The sequence below is a fragment of the Longimicrobium sp. genome (genome assembly GCF_036280135.1).
Lineage (GTDB): Bacteria > Gemmatimonadota > Gemmatimonadetes > Longimicrobiales > Longimicrobiaceae > Longimicrobium.
This window is the reverse complement of record NZ_DASURI010000299.1, coordinates 1-3575: the sequence shown is the minus strand read 5'-3', so window position 1 is coordinate 3575 and position 3575 is coordinate 1. Positions and strand designations below refer to the sequence as shown.

Genomic DNA, 3575 nt, shown 5'->3' with positions numbered 1-3575 from the left:
GCTCCAGCAGGCGGACGAGGTGGCCCGTGAGCCGCTCGGCCGTGGCGCGGTCAAAGAGGTCCGTGGCGTACTCCGTCTCGATGCGCAGCCCGCCGTCCGGCTCGTCGTAGACGTCGAACCCCAGGTCAAAGCGCGCCGTGTCGTACGACACCTCCAGGGGCGCGATGCGCACGCCCGTGAGCCCCACGGCCTCCACCCGCGCGTTCTGCAGCATCAGCGAGACCTGGAACACCGGGTTGCGGCTCAGGTCGCGGTGAATGCGCAGCTCCTCCACGATGCGCTCGAAGGGCAGCTCCTGGTGGTCGAACGCCGCCAGGGTGGCCACCCGCTCGCGGGCCAGCAGGGCCCGGAACGGCTCCGCCGGATTCACGGCGCCGCGCAGGGGCAGCGTGTTGACGAAGAAGCCGATGAGCCCCTCCACCTCGCTGCGCGTGCGCCCCGCCACGGGCGTGCCGATGACCACGTCGTCCTGCCCGCTCCACCGCGCCAGCACGATGCGCAGGGCCGCCAGCAGCACGGCGAACACGGTGGCGTTCTCCGCCTGCGCCAGGGCGCGCACGCGCTCCGCCAGCGCCGCCGGCACGTGCGTGCGCAGCAGCATGCCCCGGTGGCTCTCCACGGCCGGCCGCGGACGGTCCGTGGGCAGCTCCAGCGCGGGGGGCGCGCCGGACAGGCGGCTCCGCCAGAAGTCCAGGTGCCGCGTGAGCACCTCGCCCGCCAGGTGCGCGCGCTGCCACACGGCAAAGTCCGCGTACTGCACGGGCAGGGGCGGCAGCGGATGGGGGTGCCCGGCCGTGAAGGCGTCGTACAGCGCCCCCAGCTCCCGCGACAGGATGCCGATGCTCCACCCGTCGCTGATGGAGTGGTGCAGGCACAGCAGCAGGACGTGGTCGTCCTCCGCCAGACGGAGCAGGTGGGCGCGGAAGAGGGGGCCGGCCACCAGGTCGAAGCCCGTGTTGGCGTCGGCGTGCACCCGCCGGGCGACCTCGGCCTCGCGCGCCTCGGCGTCCAGGGCCGACAGGTCGTCCGTCTCCAGCGCCGCGGGGGCGAACGGGCGGATGACCTGCACGGGCTCGCCCTCGGCCGTCTCGCCGAACGTCGTGCGCAGGGACTCGTGGCGCTCGCGCAGGGCGTCCAGGGCCCGCTCCAGGGCGCGCGCGTCCAGCGGCCCCCGCAGGCGCAGGGGGCCGGGCATGTTGTACGCGGCGCTGCCGGGGTCCAGCCGGTCCAGCACCCACAGCCGCTGCTGCGCGAACGAAAGCGGCAGCGGGGCGCCCCGCGGGCGGGGCACCAGCGCGGGGCCCGCGGCCTGGGTGCGCTGCGTCTGCAGCCGCAGCTCCAGCAGGCGCCGCTTCTCGGGCGACAGGCCGGCCAGCCGGCTCCGGATGTCCATCGTCATCCCGCCAGCCCGTGGTAGGCGGACTGCTCGGCCTCCAGGATGGCCCGCACCTCGTCGTCGCTCAGGTCGTCCAGGTCGTCCAGCAGCGCGGCCATGGCGTCCACCTGCGCCACCTCCACCACCTGGGCCAGCTGCGCCACCGTGGGCGCCTCGAACACGCGCTGCAGGGGCAGCTCGATCTGGAACGCCTCGCGCACCCGCGTCACCAGCTGCGTGGCCAGCAGCGAGTGGCCGCCCAGGTCAAAGAAGTTGTCGTTGGCGTACACGCGCTCCAGCCGCAGCACCTCGGCCCAGATGGCCGCCAGCTGCTTCTCGGCGTCCGTCCGCGGCTCCTCGGGCTCGCCCTCGTCGCCGTGGCGCACGGGCTCGGGCGCGGGCAGGGCGCGGCGGTCCACCTTGCCGTTGGGCGTGAGCGGAAGCTCATGGAGCAGCACCACGGCGGCGGGCTGCATGTAGTCCGGCAGCTGCTCCTTGAGCCACGCCCGCAGCCGCGGCGCCAGCTCGCGGGCCTGCGCCGCGTGCAGGGGGTCGTTGGTGTACGACGCCAGCGGCCGCGGGACAAAGTCGTCCGCGGGGAAGTCGGCGTCGGAGCCCGGCGCGCGGAACAGCACGTCGAAGCGGCCCGCGGCCCCCACGCGCACGTCCGCCTCCCGCCCCAGCGCCTCCGCCAGGGCCCACGCGTCCTCGGGGTCCACGCCGCCCGTGGGGTCCGCCGCCAGCCGCCGCCGCGCGTCGCCCACCGTCGCGGCCTCGTCGGCCTCGGCCGCCAGGCGCACGATGCGCAGCTCCCGCGCGACGCGGGCGTCCGGCACGCCCATCACGGCCAGCGCCTGGCCCGGCGCGTCGGCCAGCATCCCCCGCAGCGCGTCCAGCGTGAGGCCGTCCGCGCCCCACGACAGGGCCCGCGCGGGCGTGCGCGCCGCCGCCGGGCCCACGTGCAGCACGACGTCGTAGCGGTGGCGCGTGAGCTCGTTGTGCCAGCGGCCCCGCTTGACCCGCGCCTCCACCCGGCCGATGCGCGGGTGCGCGGCGGCCACGGCGCGAAAGAAGTCCGGGTCCGCCACCAGCTCCTCTTCCTCGTCCACGATGCGCCGGGCGCGCTGCCGCAGCTCGCGCAGGGGCATCGTCTCCGGGGCGGCGTCGAACTCCACGGCCGTGCGGAACGCCTCCAGCGTGAGCCGGTTGCGCACGTCGCCGACAAAGAAGGCGCCGCCGTCCTCCAGCCGCTCCACGGCCCCGTCCACCACGTCGGCGAAGTAGCGCGCGCCGGGAAAGTACTGGCAGACGGAGTTCAGCACGGCCGTCGTGAACCCGCGCGGCGCGATCCCGGTAAAGTCCGCCGCCTCGCGCTGCACGAGCGTCACGGGAGGCAGGCCGGGGGTGGCGCGCACGCGCTCGCCCAGGGTGGCCAGGGCGCGGGCGCTCAGGTCCGTGCCCAGGTACGACCGGGCGTGCGGCGCCACACGGAACAGCAGCAGCCCCGTGCCCACGCCCAGCTCCAGCACCCGCTCCGGGCCCAGGGCCGTGATGCGCGCCACGGTGGCGTCCACCCACTCGCGCATCTCCTCGGCGGGGATGGGCTGGCCCGTGTAGCTGCTGTTCCAGCCGATGATGTCGAACGTGGCGTCGCCGGCCTCCGTGCCGCGCGTGCCCGTGTACATGTCGTCGAACAGCGTTTCCCACTGCTGCACCTGCCCCTCGCCCAGCTCCGCCGCCTCCGGCGGGGCCTCGTCCGCCGCGTCCGGCCGGGCGGCGACCACGTAGGCCACGAGCCGGCGGTCGCCCGGCGCGTCCTCGCGCACGTGCACCACGGCCGAGGCCACGGCGGCGTGGCGCTCCAGCACGCTCTCGATCTCGCCCGGCTCGATGCGGTAGCCGCGGATCTTGACCTGCTGGTCAATGCGGCCCAGGAACTCCAGCGTGCCGTCCGGACGCCAGCGGGCGCGGTCGCCCGTGCCGTACATCCGCGCGCCCGGCGTCTTGCTGAACGGGTCGGGGACGTAGCGCGCGGCCGTGAGCCCCGGGGCGGCCAGGTAGCCGCGGGCCAGGCCGTCGCCGCCCACGAACAGCTGGCCGGGGACGTCCACGGGCACGGGGCGCAGCCGCGCGTCCAGCACGTACGCCGTCGTGCTGGCGATGGGGCGGCCGATGGGGATGGACGCGCGCTCCGCGTCCT

General features: G+C 75.7%; 2 protein-coding genes. Both read right to left on the bottom strand.

Annotated elements, in window-relative coordinates:
• Positions 1–1399 (bottom strand): condensation domain-containing protein (locus tag VFZ20_RS09420; protein ID WP_329683610.1); only part of this gene is annotated, 1399 nt, incomplete at its 3' end.
• Positions 1396–3575: phosphopantetheine-binding protein (locus VFZ20_RS09415; protein WP_329683609.1), on the bottom strand; the 2180-nt coding region annotated here is incomplete at its 5' end. The genes VFZ20_RS09415 and VFZ20_RS09420, both read right to left, overlap by 4 nt.